We start from the raw sequence: 26829 nt of genomic DNA on the forward strand, positions 1-26829 counted from the left end.
CTGAAATGGGTACTGGAGCTATAACCGAGTACATTGATTTAGCACAGCTGACGCTATACGCATTCTGGCTGTTTTTCTTCGGACTTGTGGGTTATCTGCACCGCGAGAACAAGCGCGAGGGATATCCTCTGGTGGATTCTCATAACGAACGATACCGGGGCGGCGACCTCTTCGGCATGCCTGAAGAGAAAACGTACATTCTTCCCCATGGCCAAGGCACGCGTTCCGTTCCCAAGGAAGACCCACCGGGCTACGAGCTCAAGGCAGAGCAGCCAGTGCCGGCTCCCGGATTTCCTCTGGAGCCCACAGGCAACGCAATGCTCGATGGTGTTGGTCCTGCGGCTTGGGCGATCCGCCCGGAGAAACCGGATCTCAACCACGACCACGGCACCCCTCGGATTATTCCCATGCGCATAGCAGAGGACTGGAGCGTAGAAAGCCGCGATCCCGACCCCCGTGGCCGCCCGGTGTATGGCGTTGACGGCCAGCAGGGAGGCACGATTACCGATCTATGGATTGACCTCAGTGAGCCCTGTGTGCGCTACCTCGAAATCAATGCGGGTGAGCGTCGGGTGATGATTCCCATGACCTTTGCACGCATTAAGTCAAACGGCGACGTCGTCGCAAAATCTGTTTGCGGAAAGCATTTCGCCGACGCTCCAACTACGGCTAACCCGGACTTTGTCACGCTTCAGGAAGAAGACAAGATCGGCGCTTACTACGGTGGCGGTTACCTTTATGCTCTCCCTGAGAGGACGGAGCCAATACTATGAGTGTGACGGAATACGAAGACGAGCCCATTCGTGGACTCCCCGGCTACCTGCCGAGCGACGAAACTCTGGTCTGGCAGGGTGAGCCTGACTTCAAGGTGATGGCCCGACGAGTCTTCCACCTCAGAACGGTAGCCATTTATTTTGCGGTACTGATTGCTGTTCACCTCGCCGTTCAAGCCACTGGCAATGCATCGCTGGCAGATGTCATTTTGGGCAGCAGCTGGATGCTTGGTCTCGGCTTGCTGGCAATTGGCATACTCGCCCTCCTCGCTTACGCCTATGCGCGAACAACGATTTATACCCTAACCGATAAACGCTTAGTGCTCCGCTTTGGAGTGGCGATGCCGATGATGGTGAATATCCCGCTGAATATTGTGAGCGCAGCGGACATGTGTCGTTACGCTGACGGCGGCGGCGACATTGTGCTTTCACTGGATCAAAAGAAACGTCTTTCCTACATGATGCTATGGCCCAACGTCCGTAGCTGGAGGGTGAACCCGACTCAACCAGCATTGCGTAGCATTGCAAATATTGAAGAACTGGCCGAAAGCCTTGCAAGCGTTGTTAACAGCGCGACCAAGACTGGCCGTGAAGAAAGCACCACGGTGATGAGTCAAGACAGTAGTGAACATGGCGCTGCACTAAGCGCGTCTTAAGCGGCGCGAGGATCTATGACTTTGAGCAATGCTGTAACACCTGAACAATCCGGAGGGCGAGCCAGCACTCTGGATCCCAGTTCTCGAGCACTCCTAGTAGGCTTGGCGATATTTGTTTTGGCAATCCTCGCTGCGACCCTCTTCGCCCGTCTGACGGGATACTCCATGAACTCTATCCCCGAGTCTACCGTGGTGGACGTTCGAGAGCTGGGCTTTCGGGATCTACCTAACGGTGTGGTCGAAGTATTTGAGTGGAACAGTAAAAGCGCTATCGCAGCGATTCCTTCTGGCGAAGGCGCATTCCTCCGAGGCGTAGTACGCAGCCTCGTGCGCCAACGCCGAGGGCTGGATTCAGGAATAGCTTCGCTGTTTGAGCTCACGCGCTACGATGATGGCCGCCTCGTCTTATCTGACCCCGCCACAGGCGAGCAGATAGATCTGGTCGCATTTGGCTCAACCAATATCGCCGTATTTTCAGCACTCATGGACGCTCCGCTGCCTCAAGCGGATTCAGTCAACGGCTGGTGATCGATTACCTCCTAGCACTGGCCACAGTAACTCTGGCCTGGTGGATAAGCACAGGGCTTGTGCTTTTGCTGAACAGGCTGGGCCTTCAGTGGCAAAGAGGCAGCATGCTCGCAGTGACTGTCCTTGTGATTTTGTCTCTTATCTACCTCCCCGGACGCAGTGAAGATCGGAGCGCGGCCGGCGCGCTCTTAGGCTTTGGGCAAGGCTTGGTAATCTGGGCGTGGCTTGAAATGACTTATCTCATGGGAGTAATCACCGGTCCCAGAAAAACCGCTTGCCCTAGCCAGGCATCCACCCTGCAGCGATTTTGGTTAGGTTTGCAAACAAGTCTGTATCACGAGATCTCCGTCATCACCATGGTAGCTGTGGTGGTGGTCGTCGCTGGGGATGGCCCAAACCAGGTAGCCGCTGCGACCTGTGTATCGCTCTGGCTTATGCGCTGGAGCGCTAAACTCAATCTGTTTCTTGGTGTGCGAAACTATAATAGTGACTGGTTTCCGGACCACCTAAAGTATCTGGATAGCTACACGCGTCGCGCTTCCATGAACTGGCTGTTTCCCGTGTCCGTCACCATTGGTACCGCCGTAGCCGCTTTATTGCTGGTACAGGCGATGGCGACCGTTGACCCGTTTTTGCGCAGTGCCAATTTGCTGGTGAGCGCTCTATTGAGCCTCGCGGTTCTCGAACATTGGTTTTTGATGTACCCCTTTGGGGAGTCGGTGCTTTGGCGCTGGGCCTTAGCTGCCCCCGCTGATGCTACAAGCTCGCAGGATGTGACTGACACAGGCAATGTTCGCAGACTCCAGGTTCCCAAACACCCTTAGTTCAATCTCGACAGAAAAACCACTTTTCTCATGACTTTTAATTTCTTGTTAAAACTTGACCGAATCCCGACGGGACGCTACTTTTACTCCAGCACCTTGATGAATGCCCCGACGCTTGGCGTCCATCCTGCCGTCAGTAAAGTGGGTCTCCTTAAAAGCAGTCTCGCCTTACTACTCATGACGGACTCATATAGGCCCGACAAAGGCCATGATAATAAGCCAAGCAATCGTCCGAAGATCTTCACGGGATGTGCTGAGGAACAGTCGCCATGATAAACAGCGACAACAACGAAGCTCGGATGATCATCACCTCCGGGCAAGAAGTAGCCAGTAGCACGAAGCTGTTCGACACGGGCCTGTCTTTCGACCCGAGCGTGTCTCATAACGATTACATCGCCGCTCTCGTAGAAGAGAAACGCAATACGAGCGAAGCTCTGTCGGTGTACGTACACCTACCCTTCTGTCCTTCCCGATGCTTAAGCTGCGACCACCAAACCAGCGTCAGTCACGACCATCAACAAATCGATCACTATCTCGACGCTCTAGAGATTGAGTTACAACTTGTGACCGACCATCTGGGTCGTGGGCGCCGGCTCCAGCAGCTCCATCTCGGCGGCGGCACACCAAATTACCTGTCGGAACTGCAGCTGGTAAGGCTCGTTGATATTCTCGACAAACATTTTACGATTGACGACCAAACAGAGTCGTCTCTAGAGGCAAACGCGCATAGAGCTTCCGTATCCCAGCTATCGCTGCTCCACGGGCTTGGCTTTCGCAGTTTAAATCTTGAGCTACGCGATCTTGATCCTACGGTTCAGCAGGCTTTAGGGCGACATCAGTCGCTCCCCGTGATTCGCGATGTGGTAGAGAACGCCCGTCAGATAGGCTTCACCACCGTTGCCACAGATCTTGTCTATGGCTTGCCCATGCAGAGCGCGTCTAGTGTCCAGAAAACCGTCGAAGATCTACTGGCATTGGCACCGGACCGGGTGTCCTGCTACACCTATTCGCGGCGTGCGAATCATTTCCAACATCAACGGGCCATAGATTCTCAGCAGCTCCCGTCTATCGCGGACAAGGTGGCAATCTTCAGCCGCATAGTCGATAAGTTTTGCAGCTCCGGATATGAATGGATCGGCTTAGATTGCTTCGCCCGCGATCAGGACAGCATCAGCCAAGCCCATCGCAACGGTTCCCTCCAGCGGAATTGGATAGGCTACACAGCGCAGCCAGGACGAGGGGTGATTGGATTAGGCAGTAGCTCCATGACTGACATCTCAAGTATCTGCGTTCAAAACCACTCTGATATAGCGCAGTGGCGAGAGAGCCTTGAGCGCGGCGAACTCCCCATGAGTGCTGCGGCAAGGCTTAGCCCTAATGTTCGGGCCCGCCGCCAAGCGCTATCGGATCTTATGTGCAACCTACATCTGACCGACGATAAACACACCTTACTTGATGGGTCCCAGGACTACCCTGCACTGAAGGCGTTAAAGGAAGACGGTTTGGTAGAGATCGACGGAGACCGGTTGACTATGACCGAGGCAGGACGCTACACCTTGCATCAGGCCTGTGGTGACTCGTCACCTATGTACCGCTGGCGTAGCATTGCCTAAAGCCTCCTAGCACTAAAGCCTGGGCTGCCGTCGCTACGCTGCGCCGCGTTGATCGGGTGTTTTGATATCCTGAACAAAGCTTTCGAGCTGAGCACCATAGCGCGTTCGGAGCGCAGACCACTCCTGCCGAAACCACGGCGTGAGGTCCTCAGGAGACTCGGTGTGCCAGGCATCGACCTCATCAAGGCTTAGCCAGCGCCATTCCATCACTTCTTCAGCATGAGCCGATATCTCTTCGTCGCCAATGGCACTTGCCAAATACACGTGACATAACTCGTGCTCACTGCCCACATCTTCGTAACGCGCCTGATACTCAAATTTGTAAACCGGCGTCGCTACTGCATCAATGCCTAATTCTTCGCGTATACGGCGCTTTACTGCAGAGCCGATAGTCTCGCCTCTGCGGGGGTGACTACAACAGCTGTTGGTCCAAAAACCTGGCCACAGCGGTTTCTCCAGACTTCGTCGATGAACTAGAAGTTGTCCACGATGGTTAAACAGAAACGCAGAAAACGCCCGGTGCAGCACGCCAACACCTTGATGGGTTTGAAATTTATTGCGATAGCCAATCACCCTGTCGTCGCTATCGACCAGAATAAGTTCTTCGCTCGCGAATGATACGGGCGCTCGCATAACGCTCACACTACCCTCGGCTTTGCCTGACTCGCTTTCGACTTCGGACAAGAACGGCACTCCTTTTTGGGCAGTCCATGTGCTCAAGCTGAGACAGCACGATGGCTTAAACAGAACAAGAAACGGTGCCCACGACCGGGGGAGGCCGTGGGCACACTAAGTTGCAATGCCCGATGCGCTAGCTGCGCGAGGGGGGCAGTGCCTCCATGTGCTGGGCCGTTGAAGCACCTGCCATCGAATCACCTTCGATCCAGTTGTACTTCGCGGTGCTCAGCAAAATAAAGTGAATCAAGATCGCTAACGTAAAAAGAAAGATAGCATTCGCTACCAATATTCTACGAGGATCAAAAATCATCCACATTTTATGCATTACGCATCTCCTTAATAAAAAGCGACACACCAAGGTGCGACGCAGGTTCAGTCTCTAAGTCGATCCTTAGAACCACGGTCTCCAGGACCACACCAAAAGGTGTGCGACCACGGCTACTGCGACAAAACCCAGAGTGCTTTTCACATACAAGCTGTGAAACTCTCTGGCCGCACCATCTGAGAGCCCTGTAAGGCTGCTAGATTCGCTCATGGTTTGATTACTCCCATGTCAACTACGTTTCCCCAGTACGCCGAAACGAACTGGGGGCCTTCACAGCGCTGCAGACACCTTCAACTTTCACGGGGACTACTAGACACTGCACCTACAATGCGCCTGCGTGAACAGACGCACTACAGATTCTTACTCTCCGCCTCCACCGGTGGCGCCGGCCATGTCCGACTCCACACTCTCGGAGGCTGAGATCAATTGCTTTGAACCCGCTGACTGTGTCGCCAGGTTCGGAAAATCCTTGAGCATTGGCGCACCGTAGAGCGGTTTGAAGGCTCCCTGGTGACAGGTGTTGCATGCGATTTTCTGGGGGTCTCCACTTGGACCTTGACGATGCTCCGGCAGCCACTCGTTAGTCTCCCAGACATACTTGTTGTTTAACTCACGTACCATCCGAATAGCATGCCAGGCCTTCACGCGCGTCGGGGGACTCTGCTCCCAGTTCGCAAAGGCGCGGCTGTTGTGGCAATAGGTACAGTTCACGCCCAGGGACTGTGAAAAGTGCATCATCAACGAATACGTCCATTCGGTTTGTTTTATGGACTTGCGGTTACCCGTGGGTAAGGCAGTATCTCCCGCCATACGAATGTCCGCGTCACTTTCCAGATATGGTGTAAAAGGATCGTAAGGAAGAGACGCATATCCATTGCCCACAACACCAGCGACGTTCTGTCCGGTAGGAGCGGTCGCAAATGAGCCGGGCATCGTCGGAGCCGCTTCGGTAACCCATACATACTCGGGCACATTCTTACCGCGGTGACAGGTGTAGCAAGTCACACCGGTGGGCGCCGTATGGCTTGCTCCCCAGGTTTCGTTTGCCCGTTGAGTCATGGCGATCATCACCCGGGCGACCTTCTTGGTGTACTTGTCATCTGCGGCAAAACCGTCAGTGCCGTGACAGTAAAGACACCCTTCTTCAGGAGAAACCCATTCCGTAATTGAAGCCATGAGGCGAGTGAACTCACCCACACTCAGATCACCCAGTACCTGCACGTTTTGGTAGACATCGCCTGCCTTGGGGCCGGTGCTAGGCACGGCCGGTGCTGCCTCTGGCGCCTGATTTTTGGCGATCATTTCGTCGAGAGCACCAGGGCTAATCACTTGCTCCATACCCGTGCCGCGATAGCCCCGCTGCACGACTTCGACAGGAGGTTTCTCACAGCCCGCTAATCCGACCGTGGTGAGCAAAATGCCCACGCCGAGCATTCGCATAGAAGTTTTCATCATTGACCTCCTGTCATCATGGGATCAACTACCGGCGTAGCCTCAAGCACCGGATATGCCGGCGCTACTCCGTGTTTCACTGCCCAGAGATACCAGTTATCCACCACGGTACCGGTCAACAAAATGCCTATACCGCCAGTAACTACGGTAAGTACAGCGAACCACCACGCCCAGCGGTGAATAGATTCCATAGATGCGTTGAAGCCCATGGTCCAGCGCCAGAAAAGAGCCGCTCGCTCAGACGCCGTTCCGCGATCCGTAATCTGATCAATCTCACGGTCGCCGCCGTAACGGGTTACTGCGAGGATAGTCGCACCGTGCATGGCAAAGAGCAGAGTAGATCCGTAAAGGAATGCAATTGAGAGCATATGGAACGGGTTGTAGAACAGGTTGCCGTAGCGCAGGGAAAATGCGGCCGTCCAATCCAGGTGCGGGAAGATGCCAAAGGGCACGGCTTCACTCCAACTCCCCATCAATAGAGGGCGGATGAAACCCAATACAAGGTACAACCAGATAGCGCCTGCAAATGCCCAGGTCAAATGCTGCCCCATACCCAACGCTTTGGAACGTCTATAAGTTCTAAGCCACCAAAGCATGATCGACAGAGTAAGGAAGAAACCGGCTATCAACCACCAACCACCATCATTCAAGGGCGGTATGCTCAAACCATATTGAGGGGGTGGCGGCTCCAAAGCTAACCAAAACAGTTGGCGCACAAACTGTACGGGATCCCAATTCACCGACGCCCACATATTCAGGCCAATGATTTCAAACGCGATAAGACCACATACGATCGATGCGAGCCCCAGCGAACCAAGATAGAAAGGTCCTATCTGCGCATCGCCGATCTTACCCATCCAATAGTTATCGACGGGAGTACCAACCCGATTCTCATTTTCGGCACCGATGGAAACCCCAGGGTAGTGAGGGCCGCGCACCTGAACCCGCGTAAATATGTTCTGATATTCAAGATTCATAGCATTCCCCTCTTAAGACCAGACCGGTAGTTCAAGCCACCAGTTCCACCATTCGGGCCAACCGCGGGTCCAGAAAGGTCCACTTAAAACAATACACACCGCACTCCAGAAGCCCGCAGAGAGAGCCAGGAAGAGTCCAAGGCGGTGGATACCCAGAGCGCCAATGGAGTAGCCCACATCGTCACGGAAGAAGGTGTTTTCGTGCTCTCCGGTCTTCACTACGGGATCATCGTCTCCAGGGTTTGTAACCGCCAGAATCAACGAACCGTGCATAGACAAGGCAAGCGTCGTGGTGAAGAAAAATGTCACCGCGAGCATATGCGCCGGGTTGTAGTGAAAGTGCAGGTACTGATAGCCGACGTTAGACACCCAATCGAGATGACTCAAAATCCCGTAAGGAAAGCCGTGCCCCCAAGCACCCAGCAGAAAAGGCCTGATCACAACGAGGGTCACGTAAGCGAAAATCGCCACGGCGAAGGCAAAGGGAACATGCAAGCCCATGCCGAGTTTTCGTGAGATCTCTACCTCCCTCAATGCCCAGGAACTAAAGGCACCAATAGCGCACAGGGTAATGACTTGCCACAGGCCACCCTCCATAAGCGGGGCAAGACCTAAACCGTATTTCAGATCTGGCGGAGCGATGCTGATCTGCCAGACATTCCACGTTGGCCCCATAGCGGCTCCGTAGAGTATTAGTGCAGTACCAACAACACTGAAGAATATCGTTGTTACACCAAAGAAGCCGACGTAAAACGGCCCCACCCAGAAATCAAAGAGATCGCCACCGAGCAACGTGCCTCCACGTACTCGGTACTTCCTCTCAAAGCTCAACATGGACATGCCGTAACCTCCAAACCCGTCTTAGACGGTGAATTTCGATAGTTCTTCCGCAGCCAACCCGCACTACGGTGTATTGTTATTCGCGCCTTACCACTCGAACGCATAGGGAATGACCGCCAAAGCCACACGCCGCGCCTCTTCAAAGCAGGACTCGCGCTTTCGTGCGCTCACTGCAAACGGACGTAAAGCGCGGGGCAGCAAACGTGTAATCACGCTCACTACAAAAAAACAGCCCACAGCCATGGCCAACAAAAATCGGTAGCTTCGTCTATCAGTCTGTCGCACTTGTTGTGCTCCCAAGTTCACTTCTCCAGTTTTCAGCATGCCTCCGCCCTCCCCGGTTTTGGCTCGCAATTCTTAGTTTGTTCTTATCTAGCACTCAGACAGTCTCCACTTCGGAAGCCGGCTCAGGTTCAACTCTTTGTCGTAGACTCTTATCCAGATGATCAACAGTCACCTGGTCAGCGCCAGCTGCCCGCGCTCGCTGCTCAGCAGCATCCCGCAAACGTTTGGCAACAGAAATTCTCAACAGCACCGGCTCTCGCTCCAACTGTTGCTCCAGCAGAGTTTCGGCCTCGTGAGCCCAAACCAACTCCTCATTGAGTCGGGATGGAGTAGCGTCAATCTGGTCCAGCTCTGTGCCAAGTGGAAGAATGTGAAACAGCGCATCAAAGAGCGCGTTACAGACTTCTTGGAGAACGTAGCAAGCTCCGGCGTAGCCCATAAACGGGGTGCCGGTATGACGACGAACAATAGACCCCGGTAGAGAAGCGGGAATAAACATTGTTCGTGCCTGAGTCTCCGAGATGTACATGCGTTCGTTGTAGCTTCCGAACACGATAAGAGGCGCACTGTCCGCGATTGCAGCGCGAACGGCTTCGTTGTCGGTCTTCGCGCCGGCGCAGCGAGAGAATGAGAAACTGCAAGGCATGCCGAGCTCTTCCTCAAGAAAATTACGCAGTCCTCGGGAATAAGTTTCGCTGGCGGCGACACCAAAGTTAGCCGTGCCGAAAAAATCTTGAGTTACTGAGCGCCACAGATCCCACATCGGCTTGATGGTGGTGTGTTTTTCCTGCTCGATGAAGGGTTGAGGATCCAGTCCCAATAGCTCACCTAAAGACTCAAGAAATGCAGTCGTAGAGTGCAAACCGATGGGCGCCTGAAGATATGGCTTTTCCAATCCTTCGCAAAGCTTGCGGCCAAACTCTCGGTACATACATACATTGACGTCGGCATCGGCAAGCTTGGGCACTTCGTCTAAGTGCACGCCCATGGGGAAGGTGAGATTGATCTCTGCGCCAATTCCTTCGACCAGACGCTGAATTTCCGCGACGTCGGACCAAGTGTTAAAGCAACCGTAAATAGGCCCAATGATATTGACGCGCGGCTTTGCGCCTTCTTCCCGCGGCTTTTGTTTGGCTTTCTTGCGCTTGCTCTTGCCATAGCGATCCCAAAGCCAGAAAAGCGCACGGTCCGCACTCTGCCACTGATCTTCATCAATGGTGCGAGGCAGGAATCGCTCGATATTGGTGTCTCGTGGAGTGACGCCACCGCCGATCATTTCCGCAATGGACCCCGTTACCACCACTGAGGGGTTCTTGGGGTCCAAAGATTTATGCGCACGCCTGAGTGCACCTTCGGTACCCTTTTGGCCAAGCTCCTCTTCCGCTAGCCCGGTCACCACAATAGGTAACTCGTGAGGTGGCAGCGCGTCAGTGTAGTGAAGTACGGAGGTAACGGGCAGATTTTCGCAACCCACCGGACCATCAATAATGACCTGCAGTCCCTTGATGGCAGTGAAAACGTAAACGCTACCCCAGTAGCCACCGGCGCGGTCATGATCGAGCACTAACACTAGGCAGCCCTCCCCGACGCACTCGGCCAGATGCCGGCTTTTTCACCAGCGCCTACACCGTTGAAGAAAGACTCCATGCGCGCAAATCGCTCCTTGTTACCTACCGCGGTATTTATCACCTGCGCCAGGGAACCAGGACCCGCCGGGCCCATCAGGGGGCGAGCAGAAATCAGATTGGTAAAGTAAAGACCGGGGATGCCCTGCTCTTTGGCATGCTGCACTACCGGAGTGGTACCCACAGCAAGGTCGGGCTGAAACTCCTCGACCGCAGCAATATCGTCTTCGAGAGAGGCGCGGTAGTTAACCTGTACGCCCTTAGCTTCGAGCCAGTCCCGATCATCATCAGACCAGGGGGTCCTTGGGCACGCGGTACCGACGTAGCGCAAATCAGCGCCGGCTTCTACAAGAAGCCGCGCTACCAAAAGCTCTGAACCCTCATAGCCAGACAGTGTGATGCGCGCATCAATAGGCGCAGATGCCAAAGCTCCCTTAATAGCAGGAAGAAGCGCATTGCTCGTTTTGGCAAGAACCTCGTCCTTGACGCCTGCGCTTTGAGCAATCGCCTTGAGCCAGGCCGCCGTGCCGTCGTGACCCACGGGCGCAGAGCCCACCAGCGACCGTCCGGCCGAGGTAAATTCACGGGCAGTTGCCTTATAAAAAGGATGAAGCATCGCGGCAATAGGGCTCGCCAGAGCCGCGTACAGCTCACGCCATTCCCGGGTGGGAACAATCGGTCCCGCCGCCAAACCCATAGGCTCGAGCATGCGTCCAATCATGATGGCATCGACAGGGAATATCTCACCAACGAGGGCAACGGTAGGACGACCTACGCTTTTAGCATCGGGTCTTGCGACAGGACCTTGCTCAGCTTCGCTGCGGGCATAAGACAACATTGCCCCTGCAAGAATATCTTTAGCCTCGGCGTGAGTAGGAACCCCAAAACCCGGAACATCGATACCAACAATTCGTACGCCGTTGATCTCTTTGGGTAGCAGGTCCAAAGGCACGCCTGACGCGGTGGGCACACACAAGTTGATAAGCACTATGGCGTCGTACTTTTCGGGATCTGCCAGCTTGTATGTCGCCTCTCGCAAATCTTCAAAAAGCTTACCGGTAACGAGAGTTTCCGAATCAAACGGCACATACCCAACAGTGCGGCGCGCTCCATAAAAGTGCGATGTGAAAGTTAAGCCATAGACACAGCAAGCGGAGCCACAAAGCACCGTTGCAGTTCGTCGCATACGCAAACCAACTCGCAAAGAACCAAAAGCGGGGCACATGCTCTGCGGTTGATCATGGGGACCCGTGGGATAGTCTTTAGCGTATTGCTCAAGAATTTCACTTTTCCCCGCTTCTGCGGCAGCCTTCTTCATCGTATCCGCACCGGCATGACATCCAGACACGGTATCTTTCGCGTCAGAGCTGGCAATGACATCGGCGGGGTTCACGGTAGTCACCAAATCAGACATCGTCGTAGATGACCTCAAGTGAAGGACGATTAAGGGCTTCTGCGTTGCAAAGCTCTTCCACACTTGCGGGCTCAAGAACGACGTTGCGCCCGACAGCATCACCGTCAAACAGCGCTAAAAGATCATCTTGAGAAAGTGCAGAAGGCTGCTGCGGAGGGGCGTCGGCGACTTGTTGGGCTAGTCCCTCAAATAGTGACCCCCACTGACTCTCGGGCCGTCCGATAATCTCGTAGTTGGCGCTCTTTTTGCGAATATCATCGTCGGCGGGAATTGCAGCTAACTGGGGAATGCCGACCGCCTCGCAAAAGGCTTGGGCTTCACCGGTGCCGTCGTCTTTGTTGGTTACCATGCCGGCAACGCCTACATTGCCACCCAGGCGGCGGAAGTACTCGACGGCGGAACATACGTTGTTAGCTACATACAAAGACTGGAGATCATTGGACGCCACGACGATAACCTTTTGGCACATGTCTCTGGCGATCGGGAGACCGAAACCACCACAAACCACGTCGCCGAGAAAGTCGAGCAGCACATAGTCAAAATCCCAATCATGAAAGCCGAGTTTTTCTAGCGTTTCGAATCCATGGATGATTCCGCGGCCTCCACATCCTCGACCGACCTCAGGTCCACCCAGCTCCATGGCAAAGACGCCATCGCGCTTAAAGCACACGTCACCCACCACAAGCTCTTCGCCTGCGGCCTTTTTCTTGGATGCGGTCTCAATGATCGTCGGGCAAGCTTTGCCGCCGAACAGTAACGAGGTGGTATCGCTTTTAGGATCGCAGCCGATGAGCAGCACTTTCTTGCCTTGCTGCGCCATCATGTAAGACAGGTTAGCTAGAGTAAAACTCTTGCCGATACCGCCTTTTCCATAGATTGCAATGACTTGTGTTTTCGACCCGCCGTCGTCAGAACTGGCAAGAAGTGAACCCTCATCGTTGCCCGGGGTGTATTGAGTTACTGCCTTATTCATCAGTGCATGCACCTCCAGTCGAGGACCATTTTCAGACAGTCCGGATCGCCAAAAGCCATTCGGTATGCAGGTGCTGCGGTACGCACTGACTGATGGTGAGTGATCAAACCGTCGAGGGATAAAGCCTGCTCTCGAACAAGGCCCAAGGCCGATTCAAGGTCAGGTTTTTGCCACTCAGCGGCGATAGAAAAAGACACTTCACGCTGAAATGCCGGCGGAAAACTAAAATTCAGTGGAGCGTGGTAGAAACCCGCGAGAATGACCTGTCCACCCGGCGAAAGCCGCGCGATCAAGCTATCGAGGATGTTGGCATCGCCACTAACGTCGGCGACGACTTTATAGTCGCGACGGGTGTCTGCGTCTGGCGTCACTACCTGATAGCCCAAGGCACCGCCATGACGACTGGCGTTGGTTTCCCAGACAGTAGGCGCGTCACCACCGAGGGCGATTACTACTCGAGCAAGGAGTCGGCCAAGGACACCGTGTCCAATGATCAAATCAGGTAGAGCATGCTTTCCTATGCGCAAGGCGGCGTGGTACGCGGTAGCGGCAAGCGCCAATAAAATACCTTGATCCCCGAGGGACTCATCAATGGGGATTAAGCGGTCAGCACCAACCACCAAACTATCTGCAGAAGCACCAAACAAGCCCCGGACGTCGGTATAGCCTGCCGAACCCGGAACGAAAACAAGGTCACCCTCTTTGTGTAAATCGGAGGACCCTGCTTCAACAACACGTCCGACTGACTCATAACCCGGAACCAGGGGGTACTCAAGGCCGGGGAATGCGGGCATCCGGCCATCCCAGAGTAAGCGCTCAGTACCAGTACTAATGCCGCTCCAGAGCACCTCAACCACGCAATCGTTGTCACCGGGCGTAATCAAGCCAACATTCCGAAGGGACATAACTCCGGGCTTCTCAAAGACGACGGCAGTCGCGGTGCGATCCACCACTAGCTCTCCCCCATTACGTCGGACACATCCATTTACTCATAGTGTCAGTTTATATGGACATTAAGCGCTGTCAAGAGAAAATGACATATGCAGCGCTCAGGGAAGCTGACCCCAGTCATCGCGCCGCCGGACGCGCGGTTAAGACGCGCACAAGCAGAGGCTGAAAGCTGCCGCGCTCACGCACATCGGCAAAGCCCGCCGCCTCTAACATCTGTCGAATCCGCGCGAAACTTCGGGGTCGACCACTGCCCATGGCCCACAAATAGAGATGAAAATATGCGCCGACACCCGGCGCCGCCGGCGTCTCCGCCATTGGCTCAGCAATGAGCAAGAGACCGTCAGGACTGATTGCCTGCCGGGCCGCCCGCAATAGTCGAACGACAAGCTCATCATCATGATCGTGGAGAATCCGAACAAGGCTGATAACGTCAGCGCCACCCGGCAAGGTATCAGCGAACATGTCGCCCCCGATCGCGCCACCACGCTCTCCGTAACCCTCTCGAGAAAAACGCTCATCTGCCAGCACGGCCACGTCAGGCAAATCGAAAACCCTTGCGCGAAGCTCCGGAAAGCGCTTTAGCGCCTCTGCAGCAAACACCCCGCTGCCACCGCCGATATCAAGGAGCTCGCGCCGCCCCGCAAGAGAACAATGAGCGAGTACGTCATCAGCAACAAAGGACTGAGACTCCGCCATCAACTCGCTGTAGCGCTGCGCATTGGCAGCCTCGCTCCGTCCGGGCTCAGCGGCATAGGCCCAGTACTGACTCAAATCACTGTTAGAGCGGTCGGTCAGTAAACTTAAAGGCTCAAGCAAATCGCGGTAGAGCATGCCGTGATGTCGAACCATGGCGGCGATCCCCGGACTGCCGCGACTCGCAGCACCCAGATCACCCAGACGCCATTCGTCGGCACCCCAGCGCTGCAGCAAACGAAGCTCCACTGCAGCCTCTAACAAACGCTCTAAGCCTGGTCGCGGGATCGCACAGTCGGACGCAAGCTTTTCACTAGATACTGGACCCGCTGCAAGACGCTCAAAGAGATCCAGCTCCACACAGGCAGCGAGCACCTGTGAGTAAACAAAACCCGCCGTAATATCGAATAACTCGCGGGCACGACGCCGAGCAATCCAGCGAGATATAGGAAAACGAAGTACGGACTGATGAAACGCGGCGCTTCCCAGCATCCGGTCTCGTCGAGTAAGAAGCCAATCTCTCAGGGACATAGGATCACGCCGTCAAAAAAAGCGCGAACGCAGTTGGATCAATCAGGCAGCCACCGCAGCACAGGCCTTAGGCAGAAAGCGTTGTGCCTGCTGACGAACAACCGCTTGAAGCTCGGCTCGCCCCGCGCATGGAGGTACAGCGACCACACCCTCTTCTACAAGCTCGCGCAGCCGACGTGTAGCACCATCAAGCCCTAATTCAGAAACAGCGCTAGGCCGGTTAAGGGCAACATCAACACCGCAGGGTTTACCCAGCTGGTCAGGTGTAGAGGTGGCATCCTGAATATCATCAGCGACCTGATAGGCCTCACCAATCTTGGCTCCCAAGGTTTGCCACGGAGCGACATCCACTCCAGCCGCAGCCGCACCCGCGGCAGTTGCTGCAATAAACAAAGCACCTGTTTTTGATCGGTGATACAAGGACACATCCACTACGGGTTCAGACTCCCAGGCCTGCCCTGCTGCAATGCCGCAAGGCGCACCAACGCCTTCCGCAACTACACGCATCAATTGCGAAAGGCGGTTTTTGGCCGGTAATTGCGGCCGGGCAAGCAGCGCAAAGGCCGATACTATGAGTGCGTCTCCCGCCAAAAGCGCAATAGGCTCGCCGTAGGCAGAGTGCACTGACTCGCGCCCACGACGCTCCTCAGCATTATCAAAGCAAGGCATATCGTCATGCACCAACGATGCGCAATGCAACAACTCCACAGACGCAGCAGCGGCTGCAGCGAGTGCTGGCGCGTCGCAATTGTTCGCCAGAGCTACCGCCAAGCAGAGCTTTGGTCGGACCCGAGCACCGCCGGGGAAAACCGCATGATGAAGAGCAGCCGCCAGAAGCTTGGGGCAGCGAGAATCTGCTGCCTCCTCCACGGCCGAACGCAAAACCTGCTCGAAATCACTGTCACCTATCGGCATAAGCGGCCCTCACATTGTCAACACTACTGTTAATATTGGTTTACACTTATTGTGTAACTTAGATTAGACGGTCAGGGAATACAAGCGCGAATGCAAGACTCGCCAAAACATGATGCCAACAGCATGGAAGTGAAACCGCCCGTGGGCGACCCACCTGAGGGTTACAATCAGCGAGCTCCAGGGATCAACTTTGCGGAACCGGTAAACGATAACGGCTATCTGTGGTGGTACGTCGACGCACTGAGCGATGACGGTACGCAGGCCATAACCATGATCATATTTGTCGGTAGCGTGTTTTCGCCCTACTACGCCAGAGCGCGAAGAAGAGGCACAGCCTCGGCCGAAAACCACTGCGCCTTTAACACCATTCTTTACGGGCCATCGGGCAAGAAACGCTGGAGCATGACGGAGCGCGACTCGACGGGGCTAGAGCGAGATTCAAATAGCTACCGACTGGGACCCAGCAGAATCGACTGGGACGGAGAGAGCTTCCTGGCAAAGATTGACGAACGGTGCACACCCTTTGCCCAACGCATGCAAGGCAGCATACGCGTCACCCCCGCGGCACTCACCTCGCACAGCCTGCAACTGGATGACAGAGCACGGCATTTCTGGAACCCCATAGCACCCATCGCCAGAGTAGATGTTGACCTGCCGTCCTTGAACACGCATTGGTCTGGCGATGGCTATCTGGACAGCAACCGCGGAGAAGAGCCGTTGGCCGACGGTTTCTCTGGATGGGACTGGACGCGAGCGCGCCTGTCTAACGGCGACTGCGCCGTGCGCTACGAGGCGCGCCACGGGCTGCGAAAGCCTCACCGACTGGCGTTGCGCTTTAAAGATGATGGATCAATCACCTTTGAGAACCCTGCTGAATCCAGCGCATTGCCGCGGACAAGTGTATGGAGGGTGGATAGGCGAATGCCAAGCGCAGAAGCCAAACCAACACGACTACAAACTCTTGAAGACACGCCCTTCTACGCACGCTCACTCATTGAGGCTAACTTTGACGGCGAACCAGGTGCCGGCATCCACGAAAGCTTATCGATGACGCGCTTTGAAAAGCGCTGGGTACAAACTCTCCTGCCCTTTAGGATGCCGCGCTTGATCTAAGCCCAGGCTCGGGGGCATGCACCTCTCGATCGCGCTTTTCCAGCTCCGCAAAAACATCCATGACCCAGTCGATATCACCGGCAAAACCCAAGGGTGGCTGCTCTCCAGCCTCCGGCGTAGGCAAGCTATCTACGGCGCGGATGAGGTAGCGCACCTGCGGCAAAGGGTCCGCATTGAGATGCGCCAGATTAACCCGCGGGGGCACCAGAGAACTTAAGGTGAGCAGCAGCTTACGGTGAGTGGGCAATACGGTACGCCTCGAGACACTATCACCGCCTCGTCGGAGCAATTCATGACCAATACCCGCGTAGAGCTTTCTTGCAGCGTAGATACCCGGCCTGCACCGGGCCGGTAAACCCGCGATTCCGCTATCGGCTCGCGCATACAAACACTCCGCCGCGCTAAGTAAGCGAGCGACTACCGAAGCAAGCTCCGGTGAATGCGCCGGCTTATCGACAAGACCCTGCGGACTCAGACCGACTTCTCGAAGCCAGCGCGTGGGCAGATATACACGCCCAGCTACAGCATCCTCACCAACATCCCGAGCAATGTTTGTCAGCTGCATCGCCACACCTAGATCCGCCGCGCGCGCCAACATACCCGGATCTCGAACACCCATCAGTAACGCCATCATCACGCCGACAGAACCTGCAACGCGGACGCCGTAACCGTAAACACCACCAAGGTCCTTGTAAGCGCGGGACTGCACATCCCAGGCGAAGCCCTGCAGAAGCGCCTCGAGCAACTCCCTAGGCAGCGCATGATCGCGGACAACGCGCGCAAGCGCTCGGTCCACCACATTTCCGGGAATCTCTTCACCGTATACAGCGCCCAAGCGCTCTCTGAAAATCTCAAGCTCCGCTAAAGGATCCGCACCGTCATCAATCGCATCATCAGCCTCACGACAGAATGCATACAAAGCGTAAACCGCACCCCGCAATGCTGGGGGAAGTAAATGCGAGGCAAGAAAGAATGACTTCGATCCCGTGCGAATCATGGCTCGACAGTGCGCGGTATCTGACCGCGCGTCCGGAGGAATCGCTCTACGTGGACGCAGGGAAATCGATGCAACCCCAGCAGACGAATCAGGCATAGCTGTGGGCATGCGGTATCACCTGATCAAGCACCTTTGCAGAGGTAATCACCCCCGGGATACCTGCACCCGGATGTGTGCCCGCCCCCACCAGATACAAACCTTTTACATCTTCACTGACATTGTGCGGCCGAAACCAGGCGCTTTGCGTGAGCTTGGGCTCAAAACTGAAAGCACAACCTCTAAACGCGAGAAGTCTGCTTTGAAAGTCCAGCGGCGTCATGACTAAGGATGTCTTTACATGCTCAGAAAAGCCTGGCAACACAGTCTCCTCAAGACGCTTTTGGATCGCCAGGCGGAAAGGCTCTGCATGCGCCTCCCAGTCAGTACCACTTTCTAAATGCGGCACAGGCGCCAGCACATAAAACGTGTCACAACCCTCAGGCGCCAGACTAGGATCAAGCTCCGTAGGCCGATGCAGATAGAGACTAAAGTCATCGGCGAGATGATGTTTTTTGAAAATGTCGTCCAGCAAACCTTTATATCTTGGACCCAGCAAAACCGAGTGCTGAGGGACATCCTCGTAACGCTTATCCGTGCCGAAATACCAGACGAACAAGCCAGAGGAAAAGCTCGAGCGCTCAATTTTACGGTCGGTCCAATGCTTCCGATGCTCAGGCTTGATCAGGTGGCGATAAGTCCACGCAGCATCCGCGTTCGAAACAACCACATCTGCATGAAGCACCTCGCCCGACGCCAGGCGCACGCCCTGAGCCTCTCCTCTCTCGACCAGAATTTCATCGACCTCGGAATTGCAGCGAAGTACCGCACCCTGGGACTGCATAAGCGACACCATCGCATCGACCAAAGCGCCCGTACCACCCATTGCCGAATGCACGCCATGCTTCTGTTCAAGATGTGATATCAACGCATACACCGCCGTAACAGAGTACGGATTGCCGCCAATGAGCAGGGGGTGGAAGCTCAACACCGTTTGTAACTTCGGACTCTTTACGTGTGCCCGCACCAGCGAATGAAGGCTCCGCAGGCCCTGCATTTTTAACATTTCCGGTATGACTTTGAGCATATCGGTGATCTTGGTAAACGGCATATCTCCCATCTGCTCGTAGCCAAGGCGATAGGCCGTAGCGCTAGCCTCCAGGAACTGCTCATATCCATTAAGATCATCAGGTGCGATGCGACGAATCTCGGCTCTCATTTGCTCGGGATCACCGGTGTAATCAAAGGTATCTCCGTCGTCAAAACGCAGACGAAAAAATGGCTTCATCGCGCGGAGATCAACATCATCACTAAATTTTCTACCGCAGAGGGTCCACAACTCATCAAGCAAGAACGGCGCCGTGATGATTGTTGGGCCCGCATCAAAGGTGAATCCGTCCTGACGGAATACGTAAGCCCTCCCCCCCGGAGCATCAAGCTTCTCGAGAACCGTCACACGATACCCTCGCACCGACAGCCGAATAGCCGCGGCCAGACCACCAAAGCCACTGCCGATAACAATAGCGTGGGGAGAAGCGCCTGTTTGCAGTCCGGAACCGGGAGTAACAACACTGTTCACAATAAATTACACTTCTAGTGTCTAATTTAGTTTACAGCATAGCAGTAAGTTTTAGACTTGCACAATCGCAGAGCCCTGCGCTTTGTCACTCAGGTCGAAAAACACTCCGCACCTGATTTGCAAACCACTCAGGATTCTCCTCATGCCCTAAATGCCCAAGACCCTCGATGCGGTGGAGCGCCGACCCGGGCACACGACGCGCCAATTCTTCGCCCTGCTCTGGCAGAACGACAGAGTCGTTATCACAGACAAGTAGGGAGAGAGACGGGTGGAGGCGGTCAAGATTCACCTCAAGCTGCTCTAAATCCCAACTTGCCATCATGCGCAGCGTGGCAGCAACGTGCCTTGGATTACCCAGGAGCTGGCGGTAACAGCGAACCATCTCCTCGGGTGTACTCGACCCCGTCTGGCGCAGCATACGCTCCACGGGTTTACGTGGCACAGCGTGGAGTGCCACCAACTGAGTAAAAACGGGAGATGCAGCAAGCAACTGCGCAGCCTTGCTAAACACCGGCGCAGCCGCGCGCCCAAAGGGCAACATCGCGCCATTAATGCTGACAATTGCCTGAGGGTTAAAGGAACCGCGCAAACACAAACTCGCCGCAATCGCGGCACCTGCGGAATGACCGACGATCACTCGCGGGTCCGCGTGAAGATCATTCAACAAACCCCCAATCGCCCGAGACATACCCGCGAGGGAACACTGGGGCGCCGGCGCTAACTCCGTAAATCCCTGCCCGGGGAGATCTGGCGCGATGACCCGAAAATCTGACGACAGCAAACGCGCCATTGGCACCCATGAATGAGAAGAGGCCCCGGTTCCATGCAGCAACAGCAAGTCTGGGCCATTACCACGAACCTGCACATGCCAGCGCAAACCTGCCGAATCGATAAACTGACTAAATTCCGTGTCCGGCCAATCCGCCGGTAAGTCGTAGCCCGCCATAGGCTCAGGTCACGACCTGCCGAACGACCGACTGCAACTGCTGTGCATCAGCGTTAGGGAGCGGCAAATACAGTGCTCCCAAATTTTGCGCCAATTCAGCGGCAGACCGATGAGGCCGCGGCGAGGTATCGATAACCATTCCAGCAGCAGCGCTGTTAACACGCAAATTTTGCGCAGCCATAAGAGCATCGGCTAAAGCCGGCTCCCGGCCCGTAGAACCATCACGACATACATTGCCACGCCCATCGGTGAGCATGACGTAGGCTGGGGTCGCCCCCCTCCGATCGAGCATCTCCAGCAACTCTGCGGTCGCATCAATACCCGCTGCCAAGGGGGTACCGCCGCCTCCCGGCAAAGCCGACAAACTGCGTTTCGCACGAACGAGAGAGCGCGTGGGCGGCAAGAGTAACTCCGCCCCATCACCACGGAAGGCAATAAGAGCGACCTCGTCTCGACGTACGTAGCAATCGGCCAACAATAGCTCTACCGCTCCTTTAGCCTCTGCGAGTCGATAAAGCGCCGACGAGCCCGACGCGTCAACGACAAAAACCGTGACGCTCTGGGATCGCTGACGAAAACGCACGATTCGAAAATCCTCGGCTTGCACACGCAATCGAGCACCGCCCGTCGCGGGCCCGCGTAGCCGCTGCCAGGGAGCAGCAGTTCGCAAAGTTGCCATCACATCTAATCTTGCACCACTGCGCGGATCGCCAGGCAGGCTCCCCATGGGACGCCCGCGCATCTTGGCCCGCTGTCGCGCCCCGGATTTTCCGCTTGCCGCATTACGCTTTGCACCCATCGCTCCGCTGAGCAACTTTGCAAGCAGGTCCGGCGGGAGCAATGCCTGCGCTGCCTCGAGCAGGCGATCCTCGGTTAAGGGATCCAAACCCGAATTCGATTGATCTTCGTTAGGAGAATCTTCATCCGGCGGCCGATCATCCTGAGGAGCCTCTGACTCTGATTGAGCGGCGTCTGGAGAGTCAGACGCGGACTCCTCCGTTTGCTCAGAATCTTCAGGACCTTGATCAATTTGCTCTTCATCACTTGCCGGTAACCGTGTGGCCAACGGCAGAAGTACCAGCCTTAAAACCTGCTCCAATTGCTCCTCTGAAACCTCGGGGACATCGGCCAATGCCGATAGCACTCGAGCTGTTTTGGCAGCTAAAACCGCCGCGCGAGGCGAATCAATACCCAACGCCAGTGTAGCCTGACAGATACTCTGCAGCGCTTCGTCGCCGAGCTCCACATCTACAAGTGCCTCTTGCGCTCTTACAACGTCCTCACGAGACCATCTGAAGTCGTCGATTGCCCCAATAGGCAGGGGGGTAAGATCAATCTGGAGCGCTAAACGTTCGATCAGCGCTGTGGACAACGCTTCGTCATCGACACCTTCATCCAAGGCAATAAGAGCGAGCCGGCAATCGTGCTGCGCCGCGATTCCCTCACGCTCAAGACGAAGCACCGGTTCATCCAGAAGTGCGGCGAGAGGGGCAACAACAGATGTCGGAGCGCGCTCCGCCATCGCAAGCAACACGATGCCGCCGCTGCTCTCTACTAACAAGCCACGCCCCGCTACCGGAGAACCTTTGCGTAACGTTGCCGCCAAATCCAAGCCTCCGAGCAATCGCGACTCGCTGCAATGCAGAGGTATCTTCCTCCAAGGGGTCTCCGCAGGCAGAAGCGCCTGACATTGCTCCAACCAAAAATCTCGAACAGGGCCAGGGCGACCCTTTAGCCGAATACCACCGACCGCATGCCCACCAACTGCCAGGCAAGCCGCAGCCAGCGCCGCATCCTCCCAGCGCGCAAGCTGTTCTTCGGTGGCGGCTATGGTCAATCGAAGAGTGCCGACAGTGCCTTGTCGATTCGCGCGGTAGAGCCCGACTCATCAAGAGGGTCCCGTCGTAAGCGATGCCTCAACACCGAAGGTGCAAGCGCCCGCATGTCTGCGAGGCTGGCCACGTCACGGCCCGCTAGCGCCGCCTGGGCCCGAGCTGTTCGCACGAGGGTTAGCTCGCCTCGCAATCCATCGGTTCCCAAAGACATACAGAGCGTCGCCGCTGCTTCGAGCACCTCGTCCGCTACGTCAACAGAATCAAGAGACTCCCGAGCCTTTTGCAACTGTCGCCGGACTCGCCCTTCTTTGCGCTGCTGCTGCTTGGTAAAGCCTTCGGGATCACGCTCAAAAGCGTCCCGCTGCTTTACGATTGCCACCCGCGAAGCTACATCCTGGGGCGTCTTAACCTCAACGGACATACCAAAACGATCCAGAAGCTGAGGACGCAACTCTCCCTCTTCGGGGTTACCGCTACCCACCAGAACAAAACGCGCGGGATGGCGAACACTTAATCCTTCGCGCTCCACAACGTTTTCGCCACTAGCCGCAACGTCCAAAAGAGAGTCGACAATATGATCCTCAAGAAGGTTCACCTCATCGATGTAGAGGAAACCTCTATGTGCTCGCGCTAGCAAACCAGCCTCAAAGGCTTTTTCACCATCATGCAGCGCCCTCTCTAGATCCAGAGCACCAATTACCCGATCCTCCGTCGCTCCCAGCGGCAAATCCACAACGGGTATGGGCGATGCTCGAGACTTCAAATTGTCGGAACCCTTTTCACAGCGCGCGCACAAACCCGCAGGCTTAACATCGGGATCACAGTTAAATGGGCAGCCATCAACCATTGGGATTTTTGGCATCAGCGCAGCAAGCGCACGAATCGCCGTGGATTTTCCCGTGCCGCGATCTCCAAACACCAGAACGCCCCCGATTGAAGGGTCCACTGCAGCAACCAGCAGAGCAGTTTTCATTTCGTCCTGGCCAACAATGGCCGTAAACGGAAAGGCTTTCGCCATAGTTATTTATCCAGCTAATTCACGGAAGACATCAAAAATTGCGATGTCTATGTAAGCCGAAGCTTACACGATAGATTTACAAAATGGATGTCGTTAGTGGGCGCCAAGTGCCACTAAGCCGAGTCTTCCAGAAAACTCACTAACGCTGCCTGCGTTAATTCCGGCTCCTCAAAGTGAGGCAAACCCAGAGTGCTGGGAATCCTGTGTAAGCGCCAATTGTCACGCCCTAGAGCAACCTCATCGAGGTAATCAAAACCGATATTGGGATCCTCATCATAGAGCACTAATACCGGCTGCTTCAGCGGTTCATACAGTTCTCCAACGGCATCAGGGGCAAAAAACTGGGTCGACAAGAAGTAAAACGGCGCGTAAGACGCACCGGGCTGGGCTGCGCTGGCGCAGGCATAGTCCACCATCTCCTCTGGTGCGCCATCCGCAAATGCCTTGTCCAAAAAGAAACGAATACTCGGCTTCGTCCGCAAAATTCGAAACAACCCCGACCCTAGAAGAGGAAGACGCAACACCCCATGCACACGCTCCGCAGCGCTCGAGCGTGACGACCGACGCCGCATAAAACCGGTCGGCGAAACCAAAGTGAGGCTATGAAACAGCTCTGGAGCCTCAAGCGCTGCCCGCGCTACGAACTCAGACGTTGTTGATAAGGCGAGCACATCCACCGAACCCAAATCCATGGCTTTGACGATGTCGATAATCACGCGGGCGTAAAACTCGGGACTATACACACAGTCCCGGCGTTCAGATCGGCCAAATCCGGGGAGGTCCGGAGCGTATAGAGGAACCTGAAGTGTCATGTCCTCAAAGAAAGGCTTTACCTCGTAGGCGCTCGCGGCAGCATTCATACTGTGCAGCAAAAGCAACGGGCGTCCATCGCCATCGCGACGGTAGCAAAGAACGGTTTGGGCATCCGACAAGCTCCAAACACACTCCTCAGCCACTATAGCCGCAGCTAATGGCTCTACTTTCATACGAGATTCCCTTGCATGACACTGTCTCTAGGCCCACGCAGCCCTTGACATATGTCAGTTTTAGTTAACACTTAGAGTGTGACACAAATTGGACAATATAGCTCAGCGCACTCCTTTATCCGGCAATGAATCGTCGAATAAATCGAAGAGCCGCTGCGCCGTGAGCACATGATGCAAGCATTGAGCACCCAGGTTCCTCAACAGTGAACGCTCCCGTAGCGATCCCGCCTCCTAATGATGGCCTAGCACGCATAGGCGCCAACAGCGTTTTAAAGCTCGTGCCTTTACTGGATGACGTGCTTGGAGAGGCTGAACGCAACCGCCTGGTGTTATCGACGGGACTTTCTGAGCTACCGAAACATGAGGGCATGATGGCCGAGACACCGGCTGCCGCACTCCACCAAGCGATTAGAGCCAGCCACCCCAAACTCGCCCCAGCCCTTACAAAGCGAGCCGGCGAGCGCACGGCCGAGTACATCATGGAGCAGAGAATTCCCGCTGCAGCCCTGCAGGTAATGCTTCACTTACCACCCTGGCTTTCGGCACCACTACTGGCGAGTGTTATAAAAAAACACGCTTGGACCTTCGCTGGCTCAGGCACGTTCAGTGTTCGATCGAAGGACCCTCTGGTGTTTGCTCTTAGAGACAACCCTGTGGTGCGCGGCGAACACTCCACAGTCCCTCTATGCCATTGGCATAGCGCCGTGTTTCAGCGTTTATTCAGTACGATTGTGGATTCAAACCTTCGCTGCATCGAAACACAATGCTGCGCTACTGGAGCCGACAGCTGCATCTTCGAAATCCGCTGATAACCTGACCTACGCAGTCGCATAGGACCACCCTGCCGCGTATGCCCAATCAATCAAAATCTGGCTTTGGTGGGTACGCCACAGGCTTTCCGGAATCCTGCCAGGCATCAAAACCTCCAGCAATGGAGCTCACGTGTAGATAGCCCATTTCCTGCATGGTTTTGGCAGCGAGCGCAGCCCTTCCGCTGCTTTTACAATAAAGAACGATACCTCGGGAACGATCCTGTAGAGCCTCGTCAGTCGAAAGGATGAATTCCAACAAGCCTCTGGGAATGTTCATGGCGCCACCAATATGTCCGTCGCGAAACTCATTTCCCTCGCGAACGTCGATTAACACATCGGCTGCCAGTACTGCCGCCTCTGCCTCGTCCTGTGAAACCTCGACGATTGCTGACTTCGCAGCCGCGACCAACTCCTGCGCTGACCTCATGCTTTGCTCCTGAATGACTGACTGCCTGTAAACAGTGTAGCGCGACGGCAATTCCCGGACAGCAGCTTTGCTACTACCTGAGGTAGCTTCACCGAACAAAACCACCTAAGTTTGACGCAGGTCAGTGTTACTCTTCGCCAACGTGCTCATTCCTCACCCAAAACCACTGATCGAAGGCACTTTCCTAGCCCGTTACGATCGCTTTATCGCCAGTGTTTCCATTGGAAACATGGAGGTAGACGCGCACTGCGTTAACACTGGCCGTATGGAAGGATTGATTCGACCAGGCAGTCGAGCGTGGGTAACCAAGGTTCCCGACGATAGCCCGCGAAAGCTTCGCTACACGCTTGAGCTGCTGGAAGTCGACGGTGTAATCATCGGGGTCAATACAATGCTCCCCAACCGACTTGCAGAAGCTGTCATTGAATCCAAGCGCGTGCAGGGCATGAAACGCTATAGCAAGATGTCCCGCGAAGTGGCCTATGGCGAACGCTCACGAATCGACCTCTTACTGGAAGGCAAGCACTCCAGACACTGGATAGAAGTGAAAAATTGTCACCTAGTGTACCCAGACGGCGGCGCGTACTTTCCGGATTCAGTGAGTAAACGAGCTTCGGGACACCTGGAAGAACTGGTAAAGAAAGTCGATGCCGGTGAAAAAGCGAGTGTTCTCTTCGTCGTACAACGCAGAGATGGCGCCTTCGTTAGACCCAGCTCGCTACACGACCCGGTTTTTGCCAAGGCAGCGCGGGACGCACATAGAGCTGGAGTCAAGTTTTCAGCCCTGCACTTTGACCCAACAATAGAGGGCTTTAACTACCTAGGCACGCTACCAGTAGATTTCCGACCTTACTCAACAGAGGACATCACAGGCTTCAGGGATGCACTCATCGATAGCTCCGGGTGGGTGCGCCGGGGAAAGGCAATAAAACGGGCGGCAAGTAAGGTCGGTAAGTAGAGCTGTAGGTTCGGCTAACTTAGACGTGAGCCAACAACCCTCTAAACGCCTTTATGGCACCTGAGCCCC

28 protein-coding genes are annotated in these 26829 nt (G+C 55.3%); 8 read left to right on the forward strand and 20 right to left on the reverse strand.

What is annotated here, in order from left to right; all coding sequences use genetic code 11:
* Positions 1-5 precede the first annotated feature (5 nt).
* From puhA to R0137_RS14545, 5 genes are all read left to right on the forward strand, one after another.
* Positions 6-773 carry a photosynthetic reaction center subunit H gene (puhA, locus tag R0137_RS14525; RefSeq protein WP_407327122.1) on the forward strand — a complete coding sequence of 256 codons (768 nt, stop codon included), beginning with the start codon at positions 6-8 and terminating at the stop codon, positions 771-773.
* Positions 770-1429, forward strand: coding sequence for a photosynthetic complex putative assembly protein PuhB (gene puhB, locus R0137_RS14530; protein ID WP_407327123.1), 660 nt, complete (start codon positions 770-772; stop codon positions 1427-1429). The genes puhA and puhB overlap by 4 nt, the downstream gene beginning before the upstream one ends.
* A gap of 21 nt (positions 1430-1450) precedes the next feature.
* Positions 1451-1957: a photosynthetic complex assembly protein PuhC gene (gene puhC, locus R0137_RS14535; RefSeq protein ID WP_407327124.1), complete on the forward strand. Its 507-nt coding sequence runs from the start codon at positions 1451-1453 to the stop codon at positions 1955-1957.
* The gene (gene puhE / locus R0137_RS14540; protein ID WP_407327125.1) at positions 1954-2781 is read left to right on the forward strand and encodes a putative photosynthetic complex assembly protein PuhE; all 828 of its coding nucleotides are present in this window, start codon (positions 1954-1956) and stop codon (positions 2779-2781) included. The genes puhC and puhE overlap by 4 nt, the downstream gene beginning before the upstream one ends.
* Before the next feature lie 269 nt (positions 2782-3050).
* Positions 3051-4394, forward strand: coding sequence for a radical SAM protein (locus R0137_RS14545; protein ID WP_407327126.1), 1344 nt, complete (start codon positions 3051-3053; stop codon positions 4392-4394).
* Positions 4395-4427: 33 nt separating this feature from the next.
* Here R0137_RS14545 and idi read toward each other — a convergent pair whose 3' ends face one another.
* The 13 genes from idi to R0137_RS14610 all read right to left on the reverse strand — a co-directional run bounded on the left by idi (position 4428) and on the right by R0137_RS14610 (position 16053).
* Positions 4428-5078 carry an isopentenyl-diphosphate Delta-isomerase gene (idi, locus tag R0137_RS14550; RefSeq protein WP_407327127.1) on the reverse strand — a complete coding sequence of 217 codons (651 nt, stop codon included), beginning with the start codon at positions 5076-5078 and terminating at the stop codon, positions 4428-4430.
* 127 nt (positions 5079-5205) lie between these two features.
* Complete coding sequence (pufA, locus tag R0137_RS14555) at positions 5206-5397, reverse strand: light-harvesting antenna LH1, alpha subunit (RefSeq protein ID WP_407327128.1); 192 nt, start codon at positions 5395-5397, stop codon at positions 5206-5208.
* A gap of 66 nt (positions 5398-5463) precedes the next feature.
* Positions 5464-5607, reverse strand: a complete 144-nt coding sequence (gene pufB, locus R0137_RS14560; RefSeq protein WP_405271245.1) for a light-harvesting antenna LH1, beta subunit — start codon at positions 5605-5607, stop codon at positions 5464-5466.
* A 150-nt stretch (positions 5608-5757) separates the two neighbouring features.
* The gene (gene pufC, locus R0137_RS14565; RefSeq protein WP_407327129.1) at positions 5758-6849 is read right to left on the reverse strand and encodes a photosynthetic reaction center cytochrome PufC; all 1092 of its coding nucleotides are present in this window, start codon (positions 6847-6849) and stop codon (positions 5758-5760) included.
* Positions 6849-7826, reverse strand: coding sequence for a photosynthetic reaction center subunit M (gene pufM, locus R0137_RS14570; protein ID WP_407327130.1), 978 nt, complete (start codon positions 7824-7826; stop codon positions 6849-6851). The genes pufC and pufM overlap by 1 nt, the downstream gene beginning before the upstream one ends.
* A 12-nt stretch (positions 7827-7838) precedes the next feature.
* Entirely contained in the window at positions 7839-8666 is an 828-nt protein-coding gene (gene pufL, locus R0137_RS14575) for a photosynthetic reaction center subunit L (RefSeq protein ID WP_405271242.1), read from the reverse strand.
* Between the two features lie 87 nt (positions 8667-8753).
* On the reverse strand, positions 8754-8990 hold the full coding sequence (locus R0137_RS14580) for a hypothetical protein (protein ID WP_407327131.1): 237 nt from the start codon (positions 8988-8990) through the stop codon (positions 8754-8756).
* Positions 8991-9045: 55 nt separating this feature from the next.
* Positions 9046-10521, reverse strand: coding sequence for a chlorophyllide a reductase subunit Z (gene bchZ, locus R0137_RS14585; protein ID WP_407327132.1), 1476 nt, complete (start codon positions 10519-10521; stop codon positions 9046-9048).
* Positions 10521-11990, reverse strand: coding sequence for a chlorophyllide a reductase subunit Y (gene bchY / locus R0137_RS14590; protein ID WP_407327133.1), 1470 nt, complete (start codon positions 11988-11990; stop codon positions 10521-10523). Before bchY ends, bchZ begins: the two co-directional genes overlap by 1 nt.
* The gene (locus tag R0137_RS14595; RefSeq protein ID WP_407327134.1) at positions 11983-12963 is read right to left on the reverse strand and encodes a chlorophyllide a reductase iron protein subunit X; all 981 of its coding nucleotides are present in this window, start codon (positions 12961-12963) and stop codon (positions 11983-11985) included. The genes bchY and R0137_RS14595 overlap by 8 nt, the downstream gene beginning before the upstream one ends.
* On the reverse strand, positions 12963-13913 hold the full coding sequence (bchC, locus tag R0137_RS14600; protein ID WP_407327135.1) for a chlorophyll synthesis pathway protein BchC: 951 nt from the start codon (positions 13911-13913) through the stop codon (positions 12963-12965). The genes R0137_RS14595 and bchC overlap by 1 nt, the downstream gene beginning before the upstream one ends.
* Positions 13914-14031: 118 nt before the next feature.
* Positions 14032-15138 (reverse strand): methyltransferase, encoded by a 1107-nt coding sequence (locus R0137_RS14605; protein ID WP_407327136.1) that lies wholly within the window; start codon positions 15136-15138, stop codon positions 14032-14034.
* Between the two features lie 42 nt (positions 15139-15180).
* Positions 15181-16053 carry a polyprenyl synthetase family protein gene (locus R0137_RS14610; protein ID WP_407327137.1) on the reverse strand — a complete coding sequence of 291 codons (873 nt, stop codon included), beginning with the start codon at positions 16051-16053 and terminating at the stop codon, positions 15181-15183.
* Positions 16054-16143: 90 nt separating this feature from the next.
* Between R0137_RS14610 and R0137_RS14615 the strand changes: the two genes are divergently transcribed.
* Positions 16144-17166, forward strand: a complete 1023-nt coding sequence (locus tag R0137_RS14615) for a carotenoid 1,2-hydratase (protein ID WP_407327138.1) — start codon at positions 16144-16146, stop codon at positions 17164-17166.
* Here the strand turns inward: R0137_RS14615 and R0137_RS14620 are convergent.
* From R0137_RS14620 to R0137_RS14645, 6 genes are all read right to left on the reverse strand, one after another.
* Entirely contained in the window at positions 17144-18271 is a 1128-nt protein-coding gene (locus R0137_RS14620) for a phytoene/squalene synthase family protein (RefSeq protein WP_407327139.1), read from the reverse strand. The genes R0137_RS14615 and R0137_RS14620 overlap by 23 nt on opposite strands.
* Positions 18252-19778, reverse strand: coding sequence for a phytoene desaturase (locus R0137_RS14625; protein WP_407327140.1), 1527 nt, complete (start codon positions 19776-19778; stop codon positions 18252-18254). Before R0137_RS14625 ends, R0137_RS14620 begins: the two co-directional genes overlap by 20 nt.
* 85 nt (positions 19779-19863) lie before the next feature.
* Positions 19864-20724 carry an alpha/beta fold hydrolase BchO gene (gene bchO, locus R0137_RS14630; protein ID WP_407327141.1) on the reverse strand — a complete coding sequence of 287 codons (861 nt, stop codon included), beginning with the start codon at positions 20722-20724 and terminating at the stop codon, positions 19864-19866.
* A 4-nt stretch (positions 20725-20728) separates the two neighbouring features.
* Positions 20729-22561, reverse strand: coding sequence for a magnesium chelatase subunit D (locus R0137_RS14635; RefSeq protein WP_407327142.1), 1833 nt, complete (start codon positions 22559-22561; stop codon positions 20729-20731).
* Entirely contained in the window at positions 22558-23577 is a 1020-nt protein-coding gene (gene bchI / locus R0137_RS14640; RefSeq protein WP_407327143.1) for a magnesium chelatase ATPase subunit I, read from the reverse strand. Before bchI ends, R0137_RS14635 begins: the two co-directional genes overlap by 4 nt.
* A 113-nt stretch (positions 23578-23690) precedes the next feature.
* A complete protein-coding gene (locus R0137_RS14645) occupies positions 23691-24563 on the reverse strand; it encodes an alpha/beta fold hydrolase (protein WP_407327144.1) in 873 nt (290 codons plus the stop codon).
* Positions 24564-24766: 203 nt separating this feature from the next.
* On the opposite strand from R0137_RS14645, the gene bchJ reads away from it, so the two are divergent.
* Positions 24767-25372: a bacteriochlorophyll 4-vinyl reductase gene (gene bchJ / locus R0137_RS14650; protein WP_407327145.1), complete on the forward strand. Its 606-nt coding sequence runs from the start codon at positions 24767-24769 to the stop codon at positions 25370-25372.
* A gap of 49 nt (positions 25373-25421) precedes the next feature.
* Here the strand turns inward: bchJ and R0137_RS14655 are convergent, their stop codons facing one another.
* Complete coding sequence (locus R0137_RS14655) at positions 25422-25802, reverse strand: rhodanese-like domain-containing protein (protein WP_407327146.1); 381 nt, start codon at positions 25800-25802, stop codon at positions 25422-25424.
* Between the two features lie 124 nt (positions 25803-25926).
* Here R0137_RS14655 and sfsA point away from each other — a divergent pair, with 124 nt between their 5' ends.
* Entirely contained in the window at positions 25927-26760 is an 834-nt protein-coding gene (gene sfsA / locus R0137_RS14660; RefSeq protein WP_407327147.1) for a DNA/RNA nuclease SfsA, read from the forward strand.
* Positions 26761-26829 lie beyond the last annotated feature (69 nt).

Origin of the sequence: Congregibacter brevis (assembly GCF_045689245.1) — a bacterium.
GTDB classification, from domain to species: Bacteria; Pseudomonadota; Gammaproteobacteria; order Pseudomonadales; family Halieaceae; genus Congregibacter; species Congregibacter brevis.